The sequence below is a fragment of the Mesorhizobium sp. WSM4806 genome (assembly GCF_055811635.1).
This window is the reverse complement of record NZ_JBVVQZ010000011.1, coordinates 64,612-82,234: the sequence shown is the minus strand read 5'-3', so window position 1 is coordinate 82,234 and position 17,623 is coordinate 64,612. Positions and strand designations below refer to the sequence as shown.

Genomic DNA, 17,623 nt, shown 5'->3' with positions numbered 1-17,623 from the left:
AGATAAACACGCGAAACTCCGGACGACAAATTGTCGCCGGATTTCCGTCGGAAGAGCATGGGCGATGGGGACCGGACCTTTGGCCGGTGGCGATCGAGAGGCTGTCTAGAGTGGGACTTTTTGGCATGACCGAAAGAACTTGCGCGCGCGTTGCGCTGCTGGCGCCGCTTGTCGTGTCCGGCCTGGCCCTGTCCGGCTGCATGGGCTCGCCGACCTACGGGACCGACAAGACCGCCTCCGCCCAGCTTGCCGGCGATCTCACCAGCGCTTTTTCAGTCATGCCGAAGAACAAGGAAAAGATCGACTACAAGCCGCGCCCCGAATTGGTGAAGCCGGCGCCGGGCCAGAAGCAACTGCCGCCGCCGCAGGACAGCGCCACGGCAAGCGCCGATTGGCCGGAATCGCCCGAGCAGCGCCGCGCTCGCCTGCGCGCCGAGGCCACGCTCAACCAGGACGATCCGTCCTACCAGGCGCAGATCGTCGATGACGTCCAGACGGATCCAACCGCGATCAAGGCTGCGATGAAGGACTCGGGTTCCAGTCATCCGCCGGCCTGGAAGCCGGCGGATTCGGACAAGGGCCGCGCCGCCGAAGTCAAGCGCCGCCTTGCCGAACAAAAGCAGGGCGACCCGAACACCCGCCGATATCTGAGCGAGCCGCCGGTGCAGTATCGCGCCGCTTCCGCCACCGCGCCGGTCGATGACCTCGGCGAGGACGAGTACAAGAAAGCACGCCGCCTCAAGCGGGAAGCGGCCGCCAAGAACAAGAGCGGCGGCATGTTCGACTGGCTGCCGTGGTAAGCTGCCGGCGCTAAGAAATCCTGCGACGTTAGGGTTCGCGTCGCTCCCTGAAAAAATCCTTCAGCAGCAGGGCTGCGTCGCTCTCGGCCATGCCTGGATAGATGTCCGGTGCATGGTGGCAGGTCGGTGAGGCGAAGAAGCGCACGCCGTTGACCACAGCGCCGCCCTTCTCGTCGGCGGCGCCGAAATAAAGCCGGCGCAGCCTGGCGAAGGAAATGGCGCCGGCGCACATGGCGCAGGGCTCCAGCGTCACATAGAGATCGTGGCCGGTGAGCCGCTCGCTTGACAGCTTGCGGCAGGCTTCGCGGATCGCCAGCATCTCGGCATGGGCGGTAGGGTCGGCAAGCTCGCGGGTGCGGTTGCCGGCACTGGCAACGACCGTATCGCCGCTGGCGATGACCGCGCCGACCGGCACTTCGCCGCGCAGGACGGCGGCTTCGGCCTCCTTCAGTGCCAGCGCCATGAAATCCGGCCGCTTCAAGCGGTTTCCATTCCGATTATCTCCTCGCTACTCCGGCGTGATCCTGTTATCTAGCGCATGATCCCGAAAACCGGAATCGGTTTTCGGAAGGGATCATGCACCAAATCAAAGTCCTACAGCGTCCTTTGCGCGTCCGTACGGACGCGCGGCGCTGTAGTGCAAACGAGCAAAGCTACATGGACGACAAAAACAAGAAATTCCCGCGCAAGAACGGCTTGAAACCGTCGGGCCCGCGTGGTCGCGATGTCGCTGCCGGCAAGGGCGGCAAGCCGTCCTTCGGCGTGAAAAAACCTTACGCGCCGCGCGGCGACCGCCCGCCGGCAGCTGACGGCGAGCGGCCGAAGCGCGACTTCAAAAGCGGCGACCGGCCGTTCAGCAAGGGGCCGCGCCCTGAAGGCAAGCCTTACGAGAAGCGCGAGGGGCCGCGCAAGCCATACGCCCCGCGTGGCGACCGCCCGCTGGCGGCTGACAGCGAGCGGCCGAAGCGCGATTTCAAGGCTGGCGACCGGCCGTTCAGCAAGGGGCCGCGTCCGGAAGGCAAGCCTTACGAGAAGCGCGAAGGGCCGCGAAAACCGTACGCGCCGCGCGGCGACCGGCCGATGGCGGCTGACGGCGAGCGGCCGAAGCGCGACTTCAAAAGCGGCGACCGGCCGTTCAGCAAGGGGCCGCGTCCGGAAGGCAAGCCTTATGAAAAGCGCGAGGGGCCGCGCAAGCCATACGCGCCGCGCGGCGACCGGCCGGCGGCTGCCGAAGGCGAGCGCAGCGAAAGGCGCTTCGACCCTCCCAAGGGAGACTTCAGCGATCGCCCAAAACGCGACTTCGGCGATCGGCCCAAGCGCGATTTTGCCGGTGATCGGCCCCAAGGGGCATCGGGCGGCTTCAAACCGCGCCCGCGTCCCGCCGAAGCGACGGAAGAGGCTGGTGAGCGCATTGCCAAGCGGCTGGCCCGCGCCGGTCTTGCCTCGCGTCGCGATGCCGAGGAGCTGATCGCGGCCGGCCGCGTCAAGGTCAATGGAAGGGTGTTGTCCTCGCCGGCCTTCAATGTGATGCCTGGCGACATCATCCATCTCGACGGCATGGAGATCCCGCCGATCGAGCGCACCCGGCTGTTCCTGTTCCACAAGCCGGCCGGCGTCGTCACCACCAATCGTGATCCCGAGGGCCGCAAGACCGTCTTCGACGTGCTGCCGGCCGACCTGCCGCGGCTGATGACCATCGGCCGGCTCGATATCAACACCGAAGGCCTGCTGCTGCTCACCAATGACGGCGGGCTGGCGCGCGTGCTCGAACTGCCGGCGACCGGCTGGCTCAGGCGCTACCGCGTGCGCGTCCACGGCAAGGTCGAGGAAAGTGCGCTCGCCGGCTTGCGCGAAGGCATCGCCGTCGACGGCGTCTTCTATGGCGCCATCGAGGCGACGCTCGACCGTGAGCAAGGCACTAACGCCTGGCTGACGCTTGGCCTGCGCGAAGGCAAGAACCGCGAGGTCAGGAACATACTGGGCTCGCTTGGTCTCGACGTAACGCGACTGATCCGCATTTCCTACGGGCCGTTCCAGCTCGACGACCTGCCCGAGGGCCATGTGCTGGAGATCAAGGGCCGGGTGCTGCGCGACCAGCTCGGCGAACGCCTGGTCGAGGAGTCCGGCGCCAATTTCGACGCTGACATCACCAAGCCGTTTTCCAACAGGCCGGTGCGGCGCGAAGCGGTGCGGGAAGAGGAACCTGAGCGGCCGAAATTCACCCGCGATGGCGAACGCCGTCCGATCGGCGAAGGCGGATTGATCAAGAACCGCAAGCGCCGCGAAGGCAGCCGCGACGAGGCGTTGGGCAAGCTGTCGACAAGTCCCGGCAGAAGCTTCGGGCCGGAAAAGAGCTTTGCTGAGCGTGGCCCCAAATCTGAACGCAGCGGACCCGAACGCGGCGGCTTTGCCGATCGCGGCCCCAAATCTGAACGTAGCGGGCCGGGCGGCTTCGGCGGCAAACCGGGCGGCGGGAAAAAGTCCGAACGCGAGCAGCGCCCGATCGAGCCGCCGGGCCAGCGCAAGGCCAATGTCTGGATGGCGCCCGGCGCGCGGCCGATCGGCAAGGGCAGGGCGGACGCCGATGCCGCCAGGGCGGCCGAAGCCAAGGAACGCAAGGCCTCGTTCAAGCCGTCTTACGGCAAGCCCGCCCATGGAGGGGGAAAACCCGGAGGCGCAAAGCCGTTCGGCAAGCCGCGTGGCGAACGCCCAAATGATGGCGGCAAAGGCGGCGACCGGCCGCGCAGCGGCCCCAAGGGATCCAGGGGAGGCAATGCGGATCGTCGGCGGTGAGTTTCGCGGGCGTCCGCTGGCGACGCCCCGCTCAAGCGCCATCCGCCCGACCACCGACCGCACCCGCGAGGCTGTCTTCAACGTGCTGGCGCATCGTTTCCCCGATAGGCTGGTCAGCGCGCGGGTGCTCGACCTGTTCGCCGGCACCGGCGCGTTCGGCCTCGAGGCGCTGTCGCGCGGCGCATCTTATGGCGTCTTCATCGAAGAATCGGCGGAAGGGCGCGGCCTGATCCGCACCAATGTCGAGGCCTTCAGCCTCACCGGGCGTACCAAGATATTCCGTCGCGACGCTACGGCTCTGGGCGAGGCGGGCACGATGGCCGCGTTCGGCCTGGTGTTCGCCGACCCGCCCTATGGCAAGGGCCTGGGCGAGCGTGCCTTGCGCTCGGCCAAGGCCGGCGGCTGGCTCGCCCCCGGCGCGCTCTGCGTCGTCGAGGAGGCGGCAGCGGCGCCGTTCGAGGCAGGGCCGGGCTTTTCGGTTGTCGACGAGCGCAGCTATGGCGAGACGGTTATCCGCTTTATCGAGGTTGGATGAAGGGAGCGCAGCGCCTTCAAAATGACGAACAAATCAATTTGCCTGTGGCAACACCCCCGCCTATCGTCCCACCCCATGACACCGGAGTCATTGATGACATCTCAGGCTGATTGGCTGCGCGGTACGCTTTTTGCGCTGGCTCTTGTGATGACCGGGCCGGTTCTGGCCGACAACAAGCCGGACGACGGTAAGGTGACGAATTTCCTGCTCGACAACGGCATGGAGGTCGTTGTCATCCCCGATCGCCGCGCGCCGATCGTCACTCATATGGTGTGGTACAAGTTCGGCAGCGCCGATGAGCCGCCGGGCAAGTCCGGCATCGCCCATTTCTTCGAGCATCTGATGTTCAAGGCGACGACCAACCATGCGGCCGGCGCGTTCGACCGCGCCGTCTCCGCCATCGGCGGTTCGAACAACGCTTTCACCTCCTATGACTACACCGCCTTTTACGAGACGGTGGTGCCGCAGGCGCTCGAGCAGATGATGGATTTCGAGGCCGATCGCATGCGCAACCTCATCCTCAACGACGACGTCATCGCCACCGAGCGCGACGTCATCCTCGAGGAACGCCGCTCGCGCATCGACAGCAATCCGCAGGCAGTGCTCGGCGAGGAGGTCGACGCCACGCTCTGGCAGAACCAGCCCTATCGCATTCCGGTGATCGGCTGGATGCAGGAGATGGAAAAGCTGAACCGCGCCGACGCCAAGGCTTTCTACGACAAATATTATACGCCCAACAACGCCGTGCTGGTGGTGGCCGGCGACGTCGAGCCGCAGGCGGTCAAGGCGCTGGCCGAAAAGACCTATGGCAAGGTCGCGCGTGGTCCAGACCTGCCGCCGCGCATCCGTCCGGTCGAACCCGAACAGAACACCAGGCGCACGGTGACGCTCGCTGACGCGCGTGTCAGCGTGCCGAATTTTTCGACGCAATGGGTGGTTCCCTCCTATCACACTGCGAAGCCGGGCGAAGCGGAAGCGCTGGACCTGCTGGCGGAGATCCTCGGCGGCGGCAGCCGCAGCCGGCTGTACCAGCAGCTTGTCGTCAAGCAAGGCATTGCCGCCGAGGCCGGCGCCTTTTTCCAGGGCACCATGCTCGATGCTACCACCTTCACCGTCTATGGCGCGCCGCGCGGCGACGCCAAGCTGGCCGATGTCCAGGCGGCGGTCGAGGCCGAGGTCGCCCGCATCGCCAGCGAGGGCGTCACATCGGGCGAGCTGGAGAAGGCCAAGGATCGTTTCGTCCGCTCGATGATCTTTGCCCGCGACAAGCAGGATTCGATGGCCAACATCTACGGCGCGACGCTCGCCACCGGCGGCAACGTCAGGGATGTAGAGGAATGGCCGGGCCGCATCCGCAAGGTCACCGCCGACGAAGTCAGGCAGGTTGCGGCGCGCTATCTCAATCTCAACCATTCGACATCAGGCTATCTCTTGCCGCAGACACAGGCAGGGAATTGATGTGATGACGAGCTTGAGCGTTTGCGCTGCCCCTCACCTGCCTGCCGGCATCCTCTCCCCGTATAGTGACGGGGAGAGGGGCGCTGTCATCGACGGTTTCGCCAATCACCAGCGTTCGGAAGAAGGGCGCGGGCATTGCGGCCAGCCCCTTCTCCCCGTCACTATACGGGGAGAAGTGCCCGGCAGGGCGATGAGGGGCGGCGCTGACTCCGACAGCTATTCGTCTCGAAAATCAGTCGGAAGCTACCATTTATCCGAAGCGATTGCGCCGAAGCGTATTGCCATCCCTTTAGTCACCCTGCTCCTCTCCCTCGTCTTCCTCGTCCTGCCGGCGCTTTCCGCTCGTGCGGCCATGAGCATCCAGGAGGTGACGTCGTCAAAGGGCATCACCGCCTGGCTGGTGGAGGACTATTCCGTGCCGCTCGTCGCCATCCGCTTCGCCTTCGACGGCGGCACGACGCAGGATCCCGCTGGAAAGGTGGGCCTTGCCAATCTGATGAGCGGCCTGTTCGACGAGGGCGCCGGCAATCTCGACAGCGAGTCCTTCCAGATCAAGCTCGACGACGTCGGCGCCGAGATGAGCTTCGAAGCGGCGCGCGACGGCATCTATGGCTCGATGCGCATGCTTGCCGAGCAGCGCGACGCGGCGTTCGACCTGTTGCGGCTGGCGGTCACCGAGCCGCGTTTCGACCAGGCGCCAATCGACCGCATTCGCGCGCAAGTGCTGTCCGGCATCATCGCCAACGAGCTTGACCCGGACACACTCGCCCAGCGCAAATGGCTGGAGGCACTATACGGCACCCATCCCTATGCGCGGCCCGAAGAGGGCACCAGGCAAAGCATCGCCACCATCACGCCGGACAATCTCATCGCCTTTCACAAGGCGAATTTCGCTCGTGATGGCCTGCATGTGGCGGTGGTCGGTGCCATCGATGCCGAGACGTTGAAGAAAAAGCTCGATATGGTCTTCGGCGGCCTGCCGCAGCATCAGGCGCTCGCGCCCGTCGCCGATGTCGATCCGAAACTCAACCAGCAGCTCGAGGTCAATTACGACCAGCCCCAGACGTCGCTGCAACTCGCCTATCCCGGCGTCGAGCGGAGTGCGCCGGATTTCTTCGCCGCGGTTCTGATGAACGCGATCCTCGGCGGCAGCGCCTTCACCTCGCGGCTGTTCGAAGAGGTGCGTGAAAAACGCGGCCTGGCCTACAGCGTCAGTTCCGACCTGGTCGACCACCAGCACGCCGACGCCCTGGCCATCACCACGGCGACCCGCGCGGACCGGGCGGCCGAGACTTTGGCTGTGGTGCGCGAGGTGGTGAAGCGCATGGCCCAGGAAGGGCCGACCGAAGCGGAACTGGCGGCGACCAAGAAATACTTGATCGGCGCCTACGCCATCAACAATCTGAACTCCTCCGGCGCCATCGCCGCGACGCTGCTCGAGCTGCAGCTCGACAAGCTCGGCAGCGACTATATGCAGCGCCGCGCCGCCCTCATCGACGCGGTGACGCTGGATCAGGTCAAGGCGGCGGCGAAAAAGCTGCTTTCCGCCGAGCCGGCCATCATGGTCGTCGGGCCGAAGCACGGCGAGGCCAAGGAGGAATGAGCCCAAATGGGGGGCAGGGGATGAGCCCGAGCTTCGGCATCGCCTTCGGCGGCGGCGGCGCGCGCGGGCTGGCGCATATCCATGTCATCGAGGTGCTGGACGAGCTGGGTATAAGGCCGGTCGCCATATCAGGCTCATCGATCGGCGCCATCATGGGCGCCGGCATGGCTTCGGGCATGGCCGGCAGCGACATTCACCACTACATGCGCTCGATCCTCGGCCGCCGCGCCGAGGTGGCGGCGCGCATGTGGCGGGCGCGGCCAGGCACCTTTGCCGAGGCGCTGCAGGGCGGGCTGGGTGTCACCCAGTTCAATGTCGAGCGCATCCTCAAGGCATTCATGCCCGACGCCATACCCGAAAGCTTCGCCGATCTGAAAATACCGCTGAAGGTGACGGCCACGGATTTCTTCGGCCATAAGCTCGCCGTGCTGAGCGACGGCGACCTGCATTCAGCGCTTGCCGCCTCGGCGGCTATTCCCGCGGTATTTCGCCCGGTGATGCGCGACGGCAGGCTGCTGATCGACGGCGGCATCTACAATCCGGTGCCGTTCGACCTGATCGAGGACGACGCCGACATCATCATCGCCGTCGACGTCGTTGGCGCGCCGGCCAAAGGCGGGCGCAAATACCCGACCTCCGTCGACCTGATGTTCGGTGCCACGCAATTGATGATGCAGTCGATCATCGCCGCCAAGCTGAGGCAATGCCAGCCGGACATACTGGTCAGGCCGGCGGTGTCGAAATACCGCGTGCTCGATTTCATGAAAATCGACGCCTTGATGGCCGAAACGGCTGATATCAAAGACGAGCTGAAGCGGGAGATCGAGAAGGCGGTGGAGATGCGGGCCAAGGTCGACACGAGCAGGCGCACCAAGCAGGTGGGGGGCGTGGCGCGGAAAGCCTGATGCTCGGTTGCCTCATCGAAACAAGCGCAAGCGCTGAACATTAGAAACGCACTGACTGCCAAGCCGGAACTGATCAAGACCATCCGCGGCGTTGGATACCTGTATCCAAAGCGGTGAACGAGTGTGGTTCAGGGACCAGGCTGCCAGGCGGGCGGAACGATCTGCATGACGAGGCGCATCAGATCGGCCTGGCGGGAGGCGCCGGTCTTCTGGAAGATATTGTCGAGATGCGTCTTGGCGGTCGCGTTGGCAATGTGAAGGCTGGCGGCGGTCTCGGCCAAGGTGTGCCCGGCGACAAGGCTGGCGAGCACGCGGGTTTCGGCCAGCGTAAGCCCAAAGGCTCTCGCCAGCATTCCGGCGGCGTCATGCTCGTCCGGTGCATTGCCGATGAACACCGCGGCTACCGCCGCGGGTTCCATGTCGGCGCGCAGGTCGCCGCCGGCCATCGGCAGCACGCGGGCGAAGACGGGCGGCAGGCCGGATTCGCTGAGGAGGACGGCAAGCCCTGTCTTGCCGATGCTGACCTCATCCTGAGCCGCAAGCATGATGGCGCTGTGAAGTTCCCTGGAAGCCGACGGGATCTTCGCTTGCAGAATGCCCCGGACATCCTGGATCGGGCCGCCGCTCCGCAGCATGTGCTTGGCCGAGCGGTTGGCGTGCAGGACGGCGCCACGTTCATTGGTGAGGACCACGGCGCATGTGAGCGCATCGAGTGCCTCGGCCATTCCTGCGCGCTCGACAGTGCCGATGTCCAGCATGTTGCTGATTATCACCGAACGGCGCACATGCGGCTGCAACAGTCTGCCAAGCTTGATTTCGCGCTCGGTGATAATGCCTTGCCGCTTATGCCGAGCAACGGCGAAGCCGGCAAGGCGGGTAGGGGTGTGGATCAGGAAGAACGACATGACGTCGACCAGGCCTTGCGGCTTCAGGCACTCCTGAAAATACCGGGAGGTCTCCAGGTAGGTTTGAGGGATATGGCGTGAGACCACATGCGGCATATCGAGCGAAGGCCATGTCGAGAGATCCTCGAGCAGCCGGGCGTGGATCTCGGGGATATATTTCGCCTGTTGCTCCAGCCAGTACGGCTCTATGCCCACGGTCCTGTAGATCAGCAGCCGGTCGTTGGCGAGGTCGTCAAGCTGCAGGACCGCAGTCTGGGCGTCGAGCGCATCCCTGATTCCGGCAAGCGCGTGCTCCCATCGCTCCGGGTCGAGTGCGCAATCGTAGATCGAGCCGATCAGCTTCGACAGCTCATGATGCGACAATGCCTTGGCCATCGACGGCCCCCTCGCATGTCGACAGCGCGTCCGATGCGGGCGGAAAGCCGCGCCCTCTCACAGGTGCTCTCGCTTCTCCAACTTTAGCGATCGCTTAAATTCCGATTATCTCCCCCAAACAGGGGATGCGCAAGCACCCGGGCGGTGAAATACTCTCGCCCCAGAAGATAAGGTCACACTTAACTGTGACAACCAGTGGGTTCAGCGCGTTCTCGGCTCGCGGACCTTCGCCACTGTGATGCAGCCGGGGGGACTAATCCAGAATTCTGCCTGCGTGCGCCGATTATCACGGCGCGACCGTCTATTGCTGAAACCTTGAGCCGGGCTCGACCCGGACAATTCGGAATGGAGCAGCATTATGTACAAGTACATTGCTTTTGCAGCACTTTGCATCGCGGCGATGCCCGCGCATGCCGGCGAGCTTGGAGCCATGAAGGCCGAAAGCATCGATCTCGCCGGTTTCCTTGGTGTCGTCTATTACACGCCGCAGGAGGACGGCTATCGGGTGGTCACCACGATCGCGCAGGGCGAGGCTGGCTTGCCCGTGCGTTTCGTGGCGACACTGACCGAGAACCAGATAGTCGCGGTCTCCGTGCCGGGCAAGCTGGGAGAGTCGGACCAGATCATCGAGATATCGCGTGTCGGCGGCAAGCTCGTCGTCAGTCCGCAGGCTATAGACGGAATCGTGGTATCTTCCCCGAAGCTCGCCGTTGACTGATCCAAGGTCGAGTGAGGCGATCCAAGGTTGGTGATTCAGAGGCGGGTGCCTTGCGGCGGCGCCGGATGAGCCTGCAACGTCGGCGACAGACGACGTCTGCATGGCTCGTCCTGTGTGTTGTCGTCTTTACCGTCGGCGCCGGCTTCGGCGCCCAGGCTGAGCTGGCCCCGGGCAAGTTCTACGAAATTGTCGGCGGCAAGGTCGATGCGCGGACCTATAACGGCTTCCGTCGCTATCATGGCAGCTGCAATCACTGCCATGGTCCCGACGGCATGGGCTCGACCTTCGCCTCGGCCCTTGTCGACCGGCTGCCCGATCTCGAGGTCTTTCGGCGCAACGTTCGCGACGGTGTGCGCAGCGGCCCTTCGGTGATGAAGGGCTTCGCCGACGACCCCAACGTCGCTCCTTACATCGACGACATCTACGCCTACCTGCAGGCCCGCGCCGACGGTGCGCTTGGCCGAGGACGGCCTGAGCGGCTTGAACGCTAGAGCGGCTGGCTGCTGATCGCAGGTTGCCGGCTTCACCAGACGACGGTGAGACGATTGTCGTCGCCGAGCGCCACATGCGTGCCGAAAAATGAGCACTCGCGCTCAAGCATGGCTGCGAGCCAGGCGGCATCTTCGCGCAGGGCGCGGTTTAGCTGGAACCTGGCGAGCTGGAACGGCACCAGCTCGAGCGAAACAAGCGTACCGTCCGGTATGGCGAGCCGCGGCAGGTACATCAGCGCAAGCTCACCACGAAACGTTTCGTTGCCGGTGATTCCCTCATAGTCGGTGAGGAAGTCGCCGCATCCGTAGAAGATCAGCCGGCCGTGATGGATTTCGATCGGCTTGGGATGATGGGAGGAGTGCCCATGCACGACATCGAAACCTGCAACATCGATGAGAGCATGGGCAAGCGCGCGTTCTTCCGCCGGGACTTGGTAGCCCCAGTTGCCGCCCCAGTGGATCGAGGCCACCGCGAGGTCGCCAGGCTGTTTTATGGCCTGCACGGATCGGGCGATCTGCTTGAGCTCCGAGAGATCCGCCAGCAAATTGACGCCTGGCTTGTAAGCTCCGGCTGCCCATGAAGCTGGAACGCCGCTCGACTGCAGCGCGAAGCCGAAGACGAGCACGCGGCCCCCGCCGGCCGGTTCAATGACGGCAGGCGCCGCCGCCTCGTCCGCGTCAAGCCCGGCCCCGGCATGGGCGAGGCCGGCAAGTCGCACCGTATCGAGGGTCTCGACGAGGCCAGGCTCATCCCAGTCGAGCACATGGTTGTTGGCGAGCACGCAGCAGTCTATCCGTGCCGCCGCCAGGCAGCCGATGTTTGCCGGGTTCATCTTGTAATTGATCCCCTTCGGCGCCAAGGACAGGCTGGTGGTGATGCTGGTCTCGAGATTGATGATCCGCGCATCGGGCGCTTCACGATCCAATTCGCTAAGCGCATCGCCCCAGACATACTTGTCGTCGACCTTTCTCGGGATCGGTCCATTGATGCGTTCGGCAAGCTCGACATAGGTCGTTGCCGTTTTGACATAGCGCTCGCCAAGGTGCGGATCGCCGGGACTGGCGAGGATCTGGTCGATGCCGCGCCCGAGCATCACGTCGCCGCATAGGAACAGTTTTGCGCTGCTTCGGACGGACCGTTCAGATCCTGCGGCGGCGTTGTTCGCGATCTGCGGCATCGCTGTCGAATCTCCTGCGTGCCAACACCCGGTGACCCCAAGGGGTTCCCAGCCAATTTGCGCGGATCGCATCGCGCGCCGCGCGCATCGCTCCGGCATCTGGGAACCAAGAGCACCTGGGGGCGGGGGGCTTCTTTTCCCGTCCCTATACGGGGAGAAGGTGCCGGCAGGCGGATGAGGGGCAGCGCGACGTCGACAATTTGCCGCCATTCTCCTCCGATGATAATCCTTCGTAAATAGTGCGGATCAGATCGAGGCGCTCTCAACCCCACTTCATCTCGCCGGTGGCGACCTTGGAGCCGATGTCGAGCGCGACCCCCATGCCGAGGCCGGGGAAGCGGGCTTCCATGGCGGTCTTGAGCGCGGCCGCGTCCTTGGCCTTGGCCAGTTCTTCCTCGAAGGCGATGAGATAGGTTTTGGTGTGCTCGACGCCCGAAAGGTCGGTGGCGGCCTCCGGCGTCATGTGGCCGGGCACGACGATTTCAGGCTTGCTGGCCGCGATCTTTTCGAGATTGGCGAGCCAGGCGGCGCGCTGTTCCTTGCTCGACGTGTCAGCGGTCCAGACATGCACGCCCGAAAAAATCATCACCCCGCCGAACACGGCATTCAGCGACGGCACCGAGAGATAGCGCCGGTTGGCAAGGCCTTCGGCGTCGACGATCTCGATGGTCTCGCCATCGACGGTGAGCGTCTTGCCGTCGAAGACTTCGGGGATGACAACATCGGCGAGCGCCTGTGGGCCATTCTCCTTGAGCTGCGGCCCCCAGACGGCGATTTTCTTGTCGACGCTGCCATTGATGGAGGCCACCGTCTCGGCAGCGGCGATCACCCGTGCCTGCGGAAAACCCTGCTTGATCGGCTTGAGGCCGAAATAATAGTCCGGGTCGGACTGGCTGACATAGATGGTGGTGAGCGTCTTGCCGGTCGCCTTGATCGCGTCGGCCACGGCCTGGCCGTCGGAATAGGTGAAACCGCCGTCGATCAGCAGCGCCTCGGAGGCGCCGGTGATCAGCACGGGGGCGCGAAAGAAGCCGTTTTCGCCGGCCGGAAAATGCTTCCAGGACAGCCCTGCGGCGGCATGGCCAAGCCCGGCGGGAGCGAAGACCGCAGCGGCGCCGGCGGCGAGGGTGGTTTTCATGATGGCTCTCCGTGTGAACATGGATCTCTCCTGGGAGATGCGGAATTCGGGCGAGGCGGGCGCTTCTCCCCCACGCAGCCTCGATGTCCGGAAGATGGCAAAGACGGAATGCGTATTGAAGGCCAACAAAATAGACGTAATGTATGCCATTGCCTGACAATAGGATCGCCCCTGCCATGAACCACGCATGAACCTGAACCGGCTGGCCTATTTCGCCGCGGTGGTCGATGCCGGCTCGTTCACGCGGGCCGCCGAGCGGCTGGGCATAACCAAGGCGGTCGTCAGCCAGCAGGTGGCGCGGCTGGAGCGTGATGTCGGAACGACGCTGCTGATCCGCACGACGCGGCGCGTCCATCCGACCGAGGCCGGCCGGACATTCCATGCCCGCTGCCTGCAGGTTCTGCAGCAGGCCGAGGATGCCTTCGACGAGCTCGCGCAGGCGGCCGCCGAGCCGACCGGCACGCTGCGCATCGCGGCGCCCAACGATTACGGCACCTCGGCGGTGGTGCCGGTGGTCGCCGCATTCAGCACCCGCTATGCCGCCTGCCGGGTCGAGCTGACGCTGGGCGACGACACTATCGACCTGGCGTCCGGTGGAATGGACGTGGCGATCCGCGTCGGCTGGCTGGCCGATTCCAGCCTGCAGGCACGACGCATCGGCACATTTAGGCAATTCATGGTGTGCGGCGCCGGGTTCGCCGGGCGCTTCCAGGCCGGCGAACCGCAAGACCTGGCCGGGCTGCCCTTCGTCGCCAACATGGCGCTGCGCGAACCGCTGCTATGGCAATTTTCGCGCGGCGACGCCGAGCAGACCGTGCGCATGCAGGCAACGATCGCCATCGACGCGACGCCGGCAGTGCTGGCGGCCGTCCGCGCCGGTGCCGGCCTGTCGGTGCTGCCGGATTTTTTGGTGCGGGATGAGTTGGCCACGGGCCGGCTCGTCCAGGTCCTGCCCGAGTGGCAGCTGCCCTCCGGAGGCATCTACACAGTCTACCCCGCCGCGAGGTTCCGGCCGCCCAAGGTGACCAGGTTTGTCGAGATCCTTGTTGCGGCTGAGCAGAACGTGGCGTCAGGCGGGCAGGGGCGCCGAGGCTGAAGCTGCCGATCTCCCCCCTTGTGGGGGAGATGGCCGGCAGGCCAGAGGGGGGCGCTGTCCCGCCAACCTATCAGTCGATTGCATAGCGTAACCGCGCAAGTTCCCAGCCCATCATAGTTTGCCCTACTGCAGCTTGAACGCTGACTTCGTGAACACGATCTCGGTGCTGACTTGCGCCTTGGTCAAAGTGCCAGTCAATGTGGCCGGCAGGGTAGGACGTGGGTGCAAATCAGGAAGACAGTTTGCCCTCGGACGTGCCCTTTCACAATGCTGCCGGGCTCTAGCTTTTATCCTTTTAGTCGGCAGCGTCTCGCGGTATAATTAGATTTTCCTAAAATAAAAGCTTGAAAACGGAAAACCCTCCGTCTTTGGGCGGGGGCAACCTATGGGAGGCTCGCATGCTTAGCGGTTTTGGCAAGGCCTGCGCAGTAATCCTTTTTTCAGGGAACTGCGCTTTCGCCCAATCGGATTTGATAGAACCAGAGGCTGGAACGTGGAAGACGTGGGTAATCACGTCTGGCGAGGACTTCCGAGTCCCGCCGCCGCCTGACGCCTCCGCCGCAGCAGCCGAATTGGCACAGATGCGGGATCTCTTGGCGCAAAAGGATCCGGCTGCCGCCGACAAAATCACCTTCTGGGACGCCGGCTCGCCTGGGTACCGATGGATCGATCTGGTCAACAATCGCCTTCTCGAAAACCAGCAGATTCCAAATGCGCACCGCGTCTACTCCTATTTGACGATGGCGATGTACGACGCCACCATTGCTGCCTGGGACGCGAAGTACTTCTACAATCGGCCGCGCCCGAGCGAGGCGGATGCGACACTGGCGACTGCGCTGCCGCCGCCGCGGAGTCCCTCCTATCCATCCGAGCATGCCGCAGCCGCCGGAGCTGCCGCGACCGTTCTTTCTTATTTCTTTCCCGAAGAGACATTGTCGTTCAAGGCAATGGCCGAAGAAGCGGCACAGTCGCGTGTCCTTGCCGGTGTCCAGTTCCCAAGCGATTCTTCCGCCGGCCTGGAGTTGGGGCAGAGGGTCGCAGAGCAGGTGATTGCGCGGGCAAAGGCCGATGGCTCCGATGCAGCGTGGAGCGGCACTGTTCCGACCGGGGCGTGCATGTGGGTCGGGAACAAACCCGCCAATGTAACCATGCCAAACTGGAAGCCGATCGTGCTGGCTGCACCCGATGAATTCAGGCCGCCGGCGCCGCCCGACTGCCAGTCCCCGGCCGTAAAGGCCGAGATGGATGCAATCCGACAGTCTGAGAGAAAATTCCCTAACAGCTACAAAGCGTTCTACTGGCAAAGCCCATCCGGCCTGTTCACTGACTGGTATGACTATGCCAGCAAGTGGATGTTCGAGGACAAGACGGATACGAACCCGCCGCGTGCCGCGCGGGCTTACGCTATGCTCGCAACGGTCTATTACGACGCCTTTATTGCAAGCAACGACGGGAAGTACGCCTATTGGTATCTGCGGCCCAACATGCTTGACGCGAGCATCACTCCCCTGTTCGCGGTGCCAGCTCATCCCAGTTATCCGTCGAACCATTCCACGCTCTCGACTGCCCGATGCGAGGTCCTGGCGTACCTGTTTCCCGGCCATGCGGAGTTCATCCGCGCGGCTGGCAAAGAGGCGGGTGATTCCCGCGTCTGGGCAGGCATCCACTATGAGATGGACAACCGGGCCGGCGCCGCGCTCGGCAAAGCGGTCGCGGGGAAATTTATCGAGCGGGCAAAAACCGACGGGGCGGACTAGCGGAAGGAAGGAGGCCCCCTTTTGATGCCATGGGTGCTATTCGCAAATGGTTGAGACGGCAGTTGGCCGAGACCCGCGAGTTGTCGCCGGCTTCTGACTCTGGGATTTTAAGGACATGGACGAGGCGGTCGCCTGGGTGAAGCGCTGCCCCAATCACATGCCGGGACCGAGCAAGATCGAAATCCGGCCGCTGTACGAGATGGCTGATTTGCAATGACACTCTGACGCCGGAGGTCACGGAAATCCATGACCGGACGGGCGAAAAGCTCAGCGGCATTGGAAAGGGAGGGCCGAACATGGCTTCTGCGCGCGGGTCGCCACATGGACGACCAGCACGAAGTGCTGTGGTGCGCTGCAACTATGGATTTTCAGAGAGCTGCAGCGAGCGTTTCCAGTAGATTTGTGCGGTGTGCGGACATATCCTGCAACTTTAGGAACGAATGCGGGAGGACCATCATGCCAAAGAAGGACGTAAGCTTTTCTCGACGCACGTTTCTCGGCGGCAGCGCCCTGGCGCTTGCCAGCGGCACGATTTCGATGCCGTTCGTGCGGACCGCGCGCGCCCAGGCGGCGACTTTCAAGGCCGGCGTCATCACGTCTCTGTCGGGCGAGAATATTTCGGGCGGCAATTTGACCAAGAACGGTTACGATCTCTGGGCCGAAGCGGCCAACGAGAAGGGCGGCGTCGAGGTCGGCGGCGAGCGTTTCATGGTCGAGATGTTCTATGGCGACGACCAGAGCAATCCGGCCACCGGCGCCGACGCCGCCGAACGGCTGATCGTGCAGAACGAGGTTGATTTCCTGCTCGGCCCCTACACCAGTGGCTCGACAATCGCCGTTCAGCCGATCTGCCAGAAATACCAGGTGCCGATGATTTCGGGCTCGGCCGAGTCGCCCAATGTCTGGTTGGCCAAGCCCGAATTCAATTTCGGCATCATCCCTTCCGTCGACACGACATCCGGCCAGTCGCTGGGCGTGCTGGTGGCGCTGTCAAACCCGAAGGCGAAGACGATCGCGGTGATCGGCGTCAACGAACCCTTTTCGAAGGAGACCGGCGAAGGCTTCCAGCGCGGCGCCAAGGAAGCGGGGCTCGAAGTCGTCGCCTACGAGCTCGTTCCAGCTTCCGGCGATCTCACCCCCGTAATGTCCAAAATCGCCGCCCTCAACCCTGACATCGTCGCGGTGGGCGGGCATGAAGAGCCGCTGATAAATGTGATCAAGACGTCGAAATCGCTGAATTATCGGCCGAAGGCCTTGATCATGCATTACGGCGTGACCAATCCGGCCTTCGCCGAAGCGCTCGGCGCCGATGCGAACGGCACCTCCGGCGTCGCCGTATGGCTGCCTACGGTACCCTACAAGGACGACCTGTTCGGCACCGCACAGGACTATGTCGCGCGGGCCCAGGCAAAGTTCGGCCATGAGCCCGACTACACGGAAGCCGCCTGCTCGGCCAGCGGCCTCGTCTTCGCCGACGCCGCCAAGCGACTGGGCAAGAAGCCTTCGCTCACCCCCGAGGACCGCGTCGCCCTCAAGGACGCCATCGCCGGCACCGACATCACGACTTTCTACGGACCGATCAAGTTCGAGAAGGAAGGCGACCACTATCACGACAACATCCAGCCGGTGCCGGTCATGATCCAGATCCAGGATGGAAAGACCGTCGCTGTCGGCCCGAAGGAAGCGGCCGCGGCCGAGTTCATCTACCCGTTGCCGGCCTGGAAATAATCGCGATTTGAGGCCGGGCGGAGTCGCTATTCGCCGTCGCCTGCTACGCCAGCGGGCAGCATGATGACGGCCGGCTCTTCCAAAGGCCAGGATGTAGGTTGGGCTTTATACTGCGGGCGTCTATTCACACTCGCGCCAAAAGC

Annotated in this window: 15 protein-coding genes; 11 read left to right on the top strand and 4 right to left on the bottom strand. The window is 64.0% G+C overall.

Going from position 1 to position 17,623, the window contains the following annotated elements:
- Positions 1 to 125: 125 nt before the first annotated feature.
- Positions 126 to 800 (top strand): hypothetical protein, encoded by a 675-nt coding sequence (locus AC0L2M_RS17930; RefSeq protein WP_023802267.1) that lies wholly within the window; start codon positions 126 to 128, stop codon positions 798 to 800.
- 28 nt (positions 801 to 828) lie between these two features.
- On the opposite strand, the gene AC0L2M_RS17925 is transcribed toward AC0L2M_RS17930, so the two are convergent.
- Entirely contained in the window at positions 829 to 1,281 is a 453-nt protein-coding gene (locus AC0L2M_RS17925; RefSeq protein WP_023802268.1) for a nucleoside deaminase, read from the bottom strand.
- 176 nt (positions 1,282 to 1,457) lie between these two features.
- On the opposite strand from AC0L2M_RS17925, the gene AC0L2M_RS17920 reads away from it, so the two are divergent.
- From AC0L2M_RS17920 to AC0L2M_RS17900, 5 genes are all read left to right on the top strand, one after another.
- Positions 1,458 to 3,593: a pseudouridine synthase gene (locus tag AC0L2M_RS17920; protein WP_473535497.1), complete on the top strand. Its 2,136-nt coding sequence runs from the start codon at positions 1,458 to 1,460 to the stop codon at positions 3,591 to 3,593.
- On the top strand, positions 3,574 to 4,128 hold the full coding sequence (rsmD, locus tag AC0L2M_RS17915) for a 16S rRNA (guanine(966)-N(2))-methyltransferase RsmD (RefSeq protein WP_473535496.1): 555 nt from the start codon (positions 3,574 to 3,576) through the stop codon (positions 4,126 to 4,128). The genes AC0L2M_RS17920 and rsmD overlap by 20 nt, the downstream gene beginning before the upstream one ends.
- A gap of 93 nt (positions 4,129 to 4,221) precedes the next feature.
- Complete coding sequence (locus tag AC0L2M_RS17910; RefSeq protein ID WP_023802270.1) at positions 4,222 to 5,586, top strand: M16 family metallopeptidase; 1,365 nt, start codon at positions 4,222 to 4,224, stop codon at positions 5,584 to 5,586.
- A gap of 262 nt (positions 5,587 to 5,848) precedes the next feature.
- Entirely contained in the window at positions 5,849 to 7,189 is a 1,341-nt protein-coding gene (locus AC0L2M_RS17905; protein WP_473535543.1) for a M16 family metallopeptidase, read from the top strand.
- 20 nt (positions 7,190 to 7,209) lie between these two features.
- Positions 7,210 to 8,094 (top strand): patatin-like phospholipase family protein, encoded by an 885-nt coding sequence (locus tag AC0L2M_RS17900; protein ID WP_023802272.1) that lies wholly within the window; start codon positions 7,210 to 7,212, stop codon positions 8,092 to 8,094.
- A 128-nt stretch (positions 8,095 to 8,222) separates the two neighbouring features.
- Here the strand turns inward: AC0L2M_RS17900 and AC0L2M_RS17895 are convergent, their stop codons facing one another.
- A complete protein-coding gene (locus AC0L2M_RS17895) occupies positions 8,223 to 9,374 on the bottom strand; it encodes a helix-turn-helix transcriptional regulator (protein ID WP_023802273.1) in 1,152 nt (383 codons plus the stop codon).
- 358 nt (positions 9,375 to 9,732) lie between these two features.
- Between AC0L2M_RS17895 and AC0L2M_RS17890 the strand changes: the two genes are divergently transcribed.
- On the top strand, positions 9,733 to 10,092 hold the full coding sequence (locus tag AC0L2M_RS17890; RefSeq protein WP_023802274.1) for a hypothetical protein: 360 nt from the start codon (positions 9,733 to 9,735) through the stop codon (positions 10,090 to 10,092).
- 65 nt (positions 10,093 to 10,157) lie between these two features.
- Positions 10,158 to 10,583, top strand: a complete 426-nt coding sequence (locus AC0L2M_RS17885; RefSeq protein ID WP_023802275.1) for a c-type cytochrome — start codon at positions 10,158 to 10,160, stop codon at positions 10,581 to 10,583.
- 32 nt (positions 10,584 to 10,615) lie between these two features.
- On the opposite strand, the gene AC0L2M_RS17880 is transcribed toward AC0L2M_RS17885, so the two are convergent.
- Together AC0L2M_RS17880 and AC0L2M_RS17875 are read right to left on the bottom strand one after the other, a co-directional pair.
- Positions 10,616 to 11,761: a CapA family protein gene (locus AC0L2M_RS17880; protein ID WP_473535495.1), complete on the bottom strand. Its 1,146-nt coding sequence runs from the start codon at positions 11,759 to 11,761 to the stop codon at positions 10,616 to 10,618.
- 262 nt (positions 11,762 to 12,023) lie between these two features.
- Entirely contained in the window at positions 12,024 to 12,920 is an 897-nt protein-coding gene (locus tag AC0L2M_RS17875; protein ID WP_288142302.1) for an MBL fold metallo-hydrolase, read from the bottom strand.
- 166 nt (positions 12,921 to 13,086) lie between these two features.
- Between AC0L2M_RS17875 and AC0L2M_RS17870 the strand changes: the two genes are divergently transcribed.
- The 3 genes from AC0L2M_RS17870 to AC0L2M_RS17860 all read left to right on the top strand — a co-directional run bounded on the left by AC0L2M_RS17870 (position 13,087) and on the right by AC0L2M_RS17860 (position 17,480).
- Complete coding sequence (locus AC0L2M_RS17870) at positions 13,087 to 13,995, top strand: LysR family transcriptional regulator (protein ID WP_473535494.1); 909 nt, start codon at positions 13,087 to 13,089, stop codon at positions 13,993 to 13,995.
- 398 nt (positions 13,996 to 14,393) lie between these two features.
- Positions 14,394 to 15,752: a phosphatase PAP2 family protein gene (locus AC0L2M_RS17865; RefSeq protein ID WP_473535493.1), complete on the top strand. Its 1,359-nt coding sequence runs from the start codon at positions 14,394 to 14,396 to the stop codon at positions 15,750 to 15,752.
- A 456-nt stretch (positions 15,753 to 16,208) separates the two neighbouring features.
- Entirely contained in the window at positions 16,209 to 17,480 is a 1,272-nt protein-coding gene (locus tag AC0L2M_RS17860; RefSeq protein WP_128248389.1) for an amino acid ABC transporter substrate-binding protein, read from the top strand.
- Positions 17,481 to 17,623 lie beyond the last annotated feature (143 nt).